Source organism: Methanoregula sp. (genome assembly GCF_002835825.1).
In the GTDB taxonomy this organism is placed as follows: Archaea; Halobacteriota; Methanomicrobia; order Methanomicrobiales; family Methanospirillaceae; genus Methanoregula.
In genome coordinates, this window is the sequence record NZ_PIZH01000097.1 from 1 (window position 1) to 6,575 (window position 6,575).

The window sequence follows — 6,575 nt, forward strand, 5'->3', positions numbered from 1 at the left end:
TTGAAAATAATCAGATTCTGTTTCCTACTAAAAACAGACAAATCTCTTTAATTTTCAGTTCATCTCTTTTCAACAAATATAATATTTCTCGTATTCCTCGCTCAAGTTAAACACCGTGACTACCACAGTAATCCCATCCCCATTCGAAGAACACTTCGCGTTCTTCTCTAGCCTCAGCTCTTCGAGCTTCGGCATTTACAAAGAACTCCCGCATTTTTTCTGATAGTATCTGGACTACACCACATCGGGCAGATTCCCTTATGCTTATAATCTTGTTGGTCACATACAGTACACTATCAACGATCCCGTATCGTTGAATAGCTGTGCCTCCGCGCCGATACGCGTGGGAAGCACATAAGACAGGGGATGCGTGCTGCGCATTCCCACGAGAGAATATGATAGCATACCATAGAAGACCATACAAGAGGATATCATATGATTTTAGTACCAGATACGAGCGTCCTTATCGACGGGCGCATAACTTCGATGATACAAGCCGGTGAATACAAGGGTGCAACAATAATCGTGCCGGAAGCAGTGATTGCAGAACTCGAAGCCCAGGCAAACAACGGGCGCGAGATCGGGTTTTCAGGCCTGAACGAACTGCAGCAGCTCTGCAAGATGGCCGAAGAGAAAGTCATCGAACTCAAGTTCTCCGGCGTGCGGCCCACGCTTGAACAGGTAAAACTGGCAAGCGGCGGCGAGATCGACGCGATGATCCGAAGCATCGCGATTGAGAACAAGGCGCGGTTCATTACGAGCGACAACGTACAGGCCGAAGTGGCCCGGGCAAAAGGGCTCGACGTCATCTACTTAAAAGCCCAGGTAACCGATTTTGGTCCGCTCGCCATCGACCAGTTCTTTGACGAGCACACCATTGCGGTGCACTTAAAGGAACGGATCAGCCCGGTGGCAAAGAAGGGCTCCATCAACGACATGAAACTCGTAAAGATCCGCGAGGCCCCGACAAGCGAGTACGAGCTGCGGATGATGGCGCAGGAAATTCTCGAGCGGGCCAAGCGCGACCCCGACGGCTTCATCGAGATCGAGAAGCGGGGGATCACGGTCGTTCAGATCGGCTCCATGCGGATCGCGATTGCGAGACGCCCGTTCTCGGACGGCATGGAGATCACGGCCGTCCGCCCGATCGTTGACGTGACCTTAAAGGACTACACCAAGTCCGATATCATCACAAAACGGATCACGAACGAGAAGCGGGGCATGCTCATCGTGGGCGCTCCCGGCGGCGGCAAGACCACGCTCGCCCAGAGCCTCGCAACATTCCTCTCGGATTCCGGCTACGTGGTCAAGACCATGGAAGCCCCGCGGGAACTCCAGGTCCCCGACCAGATCACGCAGTACACCATGCTCGACGGCAGCATGGCAAACACTGCTGATGTCCTGATGCTTGTCCGGCCCGACTTCGTCATCTTCGACGAACTCCGGAAAGCCGATGACTTCTCCACCTATGCCGACATGCGCCTTGCGGGTATCGGGATGGTGGGAGTCATCCACGCAAACGGCGTGCAGGACGCTGTCCAGCGCTTTTCCGACCGCGTGGACTTCTCGGTCCTCTCGCAGGTCGTCAACACGATTATCTTTTTGAAGCAGGGTGTAGTCACGCACATATACGATGTCGGGTTCACCATCAAGGTCCCCGAGGGCATGGGCGGCGAGGTCCACCTCCGGCCCGTCACCACGGTCAGCGACCATGAGACGGGCGAACTCGTGCTCGACATCTTCCGGTACGATGGCGAGACCATCGTGATGCCGGTGATGGCGGGAAAGAATGCTCCCGCGGCAAAGCCCGTACCGGTGCAGTACACGGCCCAGCCGGCTGCCCCGGCTCCCGCACTGAAACCTGCCCCCGCTCCCGAACCCGCACGGAAAGAGAGCGACGACCGGCCCGGCTGGAAACTCTCAGAAAAAGAGATCCAGCGCGAGATCGGGCGCTACACCGACGGCTTTGTGGACGTCCAGATGATGAGCGACACAAAAGCTGTTGTGTATATCGATGACAAGGACGTCCCCGCTGCGATCGGCAAGGGTGGCAAGAACGTCTCGGCGATTGTCAACAAGCTCGGCATCGGGATCGACATCAAGCCCCGGTCCGAGTTCGAACGCCAGCAGGTGCAGGCACAAAAGAGCGAAGAGGAGTACAATCTCGGCGGCGGGATCAAGATCCTGACCGACAAGAAGCAGCTCACAATCCTTGCCCCGTCAGAGAGCGGCAAGATCGTGGATGTCTTTGCCGGGAAAGAGTACCTCTTTACCGCCACCGTCAACGAGCAGGGCGAGATCCACCTTGCCAAGAACTCGAGCATAGCGCAGGAGATGCTCCGGCGCCACACGAACAACGAGGTCATCAAGCTGAGGCCGGTATAACCCCCGGGAGCAGGTGCATAGAGTGAGCCAGTTCAATCTTTCCGCCTTTGAAGAAGAGGCACATGAGCAGTGGACCCATGCCTTTGAGTCCAACCCGTCAGACCTGGAAAAGTATTACCTGAACGTAGCGTTCCCGTACCCGAGCGGCGCCATGCACGTGGGACACGGCCGGACGTACATTGTCCCGGACGTTGTCGCACGCTTCTGGCGCATGCGGGGAAAACAGGTGCTCTTCCCGATGGCGTTCCACGTCACGGGAGCGCCCGTGGTCGGTATCTCCAAACGGATCGCAAACAAGGACGAGAAGACCATCCGGCTGTACCGCGACCTGTACCGCGTGCCACAGAACATCCTCGACCAGTTCACCGACCCGTTAACCATCGTGAAGCACTTCGCGGACGAGTACCAGCGGGTCATGACCGCCTGCGGCCTCTCGATCGACTGGCGGCGCCGGTTCATCACGGTTGACCCGACGTACTCGAAGTTCATCGAGTGGCAGTGGAAGCACCTGTACGAGGCGGGCCACGTGATGAAGGGCGCCCACCCGGTCCGGTACTGTACCGTCGACGAGAACCCGGTCGGCGACCACGACCTGCTCGAAGGCGACAAGGCCGAAGTGATCAAGTTCACGCTCGTCATGTTCCGGTTCAGCGACGCGTTCATCCCGTGCGCAACACTGCGGCCCGAGACCATTCACGGGGTCACGAACCTCTGGGCAAACCCGGACGTCACGTACGTAAAGATCAAACTGGACGGGAAGCCCTGGATCGTCTCGAAAGAGGCGGCCGAGAAACTTGCCCTCCAGGATCATACAGTCGAAGTCACGGGCGAGATCAGGGGAAGCGATCTGGTTGGCAAAAAGGTCAGCCACCCGCTCTGTGGCGAGGTCCCGATCCTCCCCGCGCCGTTCGTTGACCCCGACATGGCATCCGGCATGGTGATGAGCGTCCCCGCCCACGCACCGTTCGACTATATCGCCCTCCGCGACCTCCAGCAGAAGGGGCAGTACACGGAGATCAAACCCATCCCGCTCATCAAAGTCGAGGGCTATGGCGAAGTCCCGGCCCAGTACGCGGTCGAGAAAGCCGGCATCGCCAACCAGATGGACAGCCGGATGGATGCACTCACGCAGGAGATCTACTCTGCCGAGTTTTCGAAAGGAAAACTCTTCGACAAGTACGGCGGCAAGCCCGTGCGGGTTGCCCGCGAGGAAGTTGCCGAGCTGATGCAGCAGAAGTACGACTCGGTCGTGATGTACGAGTTCGACCAGCGACCGGTCGTCTGCCGGTGCGGCAACAAGGTGAAGGTCAAGATCCTCCACGACCAGTGGTTCTTAAAATACGGTGACCAGGCCTGGAAGCAGGAGGTCCAGGACCATCTTGACACCATGGCACTCGTGCCCACCGAGGTACGGGCTGAATTCGACCGGACCATCTGGTGGCTCAAGGACTGGGCCTGCACCCGCCGGGTCGGCCTTGGCACAAAGTTCCCGTGGGACCCCGCCCAGCTCATCGAGCCGCTCTCGGACTCGACCGTGTACATGGCGTACTATACCATCGCCCACAAGGTCCGCGAGATCGAGCCAAAGCTCCTCACTCCCGAAGTCTTCGACTACATCTTCCTGGGGAAAGAATCCGAGGACCTGCCCGAGAAGAAGAAGCTCGACGCCATGCGAAAGGAGTTCCTGTACTGGTACCCGTACGACTTCCGGTTCTCAGCAAAGGACCTCATCAGTAACCACCTGACCTTCCAGCTCTTCCACCACTGCACCGTGTTCGCAGGGCAGAAGGACAAGCTGCCAAAGGGTATGGTCGTCTTCGGTATGGGCCTGTTGAACGGCGCCAAGATGTCGAGCTCGAAAGGCAATGTCTTCCTGTTGGAAGACGCCGTGAAGGAGTTTGGCGGCGACACCGTCCGTATGTTTTTGATGGGCAGTGCCGAGCCCTGGCAGGACTTTGACTGGCGAAACGAGCTCGTGCTCTCCACGAAGAAGCAGATCGAGCGGTTCCATAACACCGTAATGGAGATCAAGGACGCGACCGGCGAACCACACGATATCGACCGCTGGCTCGCGAGCCGGCTCCAGCTCCATATAACAAAAACCACCGAGGCGCTCGACAACTTCCAGACCCGCCAGGCCCTGCAGGAGGCATACTTCGGGATCGAGACCGACCTCAAGTGGTACCGCCGGCGCCTGCCAAAGGACTGCGATGGCAGCCGCGAACTCCATGAACTCTGCTCGGTCTGGGTCCGGCTCCTTGCGCCGTTCATCCCGTTCACCGGCGAGCACCTCTGGAAGGAACTCGCGGGCGAGGGTTTAATCTCGTTTGCACCATGGCCGGTGGCAGACGCAAAGCTCGTGAGCCCGAAGATCGAGCTTGCAGAAGAACTCCTGGCCCGGACAGTCGAGGATATCGAGTCCATCGTGAAGCTGATCCAGCTGCAGCCCAAGGCGATCACGATCGCCCTTGCCCCCGAATGGAAGCACCAGGTCTTCCGCACTATCGCAACAGCACAGGACAAGAACACCGTGATCAAGGAGATCATGAAGGACGAGTCCATGCGGAAACGCGGCAAGGAGACCACCGACACCGCAAAGCAGTGCACCACCCTCATCCACCGCCTGCCCCCGCACGTTGTCGCACCGCTCGTGCAGGACCCGATCAACGAGAAAGCTGTCTTCGATGCAGCAAAGACATTCCTTTCGCAGGAGTTCGGCGTGCCGGTCCACGTTGTCATGGCAGAAGAGGCCGGGCATGTCAAGGCGCTCACTGCGCTGCCGTTCAAGCCGGCGATCATTATTGAATAATCCGAGAGGTTCAGTATGAACCTCGAGGACGAGAAGATTTTCATGAGAAAATCTTCGAATTCTTTTTTTCTCTGAGAGGTTTAGTATGAACCTCGAGGACGAGAAGATTTTCATGAGAAAATCTTCGAATTCTTTTTTTCTCTGAGAGGTTTAGTATGAACCTCGAGGACGAGAAGATTTTCATAAGGAAATCTTCGAATTTTTCCGAGAGGTTCATTCGTATAACCCCGGGGTTCCACACAAATGATAACCCGGCGGGTGATACGTATCTTTCAGATTCTTTATGACCACGGGCACACGGATACTCGTCCTCTCAACTCTCTTCATCCTCGCAACAAGCCTTGTCGGCAACGCGGCAGCCATGAGCATCGGGATCGACTGGAAGCAGTCCCCCTACCTTCCCGAAAGCGTCTTTTCGGGAGTCACGATAACCCCGGACGCATCCATGGCGTTTACCGGGGGAAGCCAGATCCTGGTACGGAACTGGAACGGGAGCGTTCGCTGGGGAGGCCAGCCCGGGTTCATCACTTCCATGAGTCCCGACGGGGACTGGATTGTAACAAGCAACGGCATCACTGCAACCCTCTACAACCGGTCCGGCCAGGAAATGTGGTCACGGAGCATGGGCGGGGCAGTCCGCGCAGTGGCAGTGGCCCCAAAAGCTGCGTTCGTTGTCACAACAGACGACATGGGCAACTGGATTACCTGGAACCGTAACGGGGAACTCTTGCACCGGAACAAGACCGAGGTGGCACGACGTCTGGCCATCGCGCCTGCCGGCAACCTGATCATTGCCACAACCGAAAATGGTCTGCGGTATTACTCCTCGACGCTCACACCCCTGTGGACAGACCCGCGGGAGGGGAGCCTGGACGAGTACATCCTCATCTCAGCGGATGGTTCAACCATCCTCACGTACGGCGGCAGGCGGCTCTCATCGCACACGACAGAAGGGAATCGCAACTGGCAGGTGGATGTCTCCACTGCGGCCATCAATGACGTTGCCTGCAGCCAGGACGGTTCGTTCATCGTGGTCGGCAGCCAGGACAATGCAGTCCGGGGGCTTGACCGGTACGGGAAGATCCACTGGACGTTCAAGGCAGTCCAGTGGCCCAATGCAGTCGCCACCTCGGCAAACGGAGTCGTTGTTGCCGCGGGCGTGAATGACGGGAGCGTTATCATCCTTGACCATCATGGCAAGGAGCAGACAAAAAAGCAGTTCGACCAGCGCATCCAGCCGCGGACACTGGCCATGAGCCGGGACGGGACAAGGGTTGTTGTTGCCGACCAGCGATCCCTGTACGGCCTCTCCCTGCATGACGACAGTGCGTCCGAAACGCCTGACGATACGATTTTTAACGCTGCCCCGTTCAACCCGGTT

Annotated in this window: 3 protein-coding genes; all 3 read left to right on the top strand. The window is 57.7% G+C overall.

From position 1 onward, the window contains the following. The first annotated feature begins 435 nt into the window (after positions 1–435). A complete protein-coding gene (locus CW742_RS05085) occupies positions 436–2,385 on the top strand; it encodes a PINc/VapC family ATPase (RefSeq protein ID WP_292417382.1) in 1,950 nt (649 codons plus the stop codon). Between the two features lie 22 nt (positions 2,386–2,407). After that, positions 2,408–5,194: a leucine--tRNA ligase gene (gene leuS, locus CW742_RS05090; RefSeq protein WP_292417385.1), complete on the top strand. Its 2,787-nt coding sequence runs from the start codon at positions 2,408–2,410 to the stop codon at positions 5,192–5,194. 283 nt (positions 5,195–5,477) lie between these two features. Then, positions 5,478–6,575: WD40 repeat domain-containing protein (locus tag CW742_RS05095; RefSeq protein WP_292417383.1), on the top strand; the 1,098-nt coding region annotated here is incomplete at its 3' end.

Excerpts from the sequence above, each read along its gene's own strand:
- CW742_RS05085 (WP_292417382.1), top strand. The coding sequence starts at position 436 with ATGATTTTAGTACCAGATACGAGCGTCCTTATCGACGGGCGCATAACT.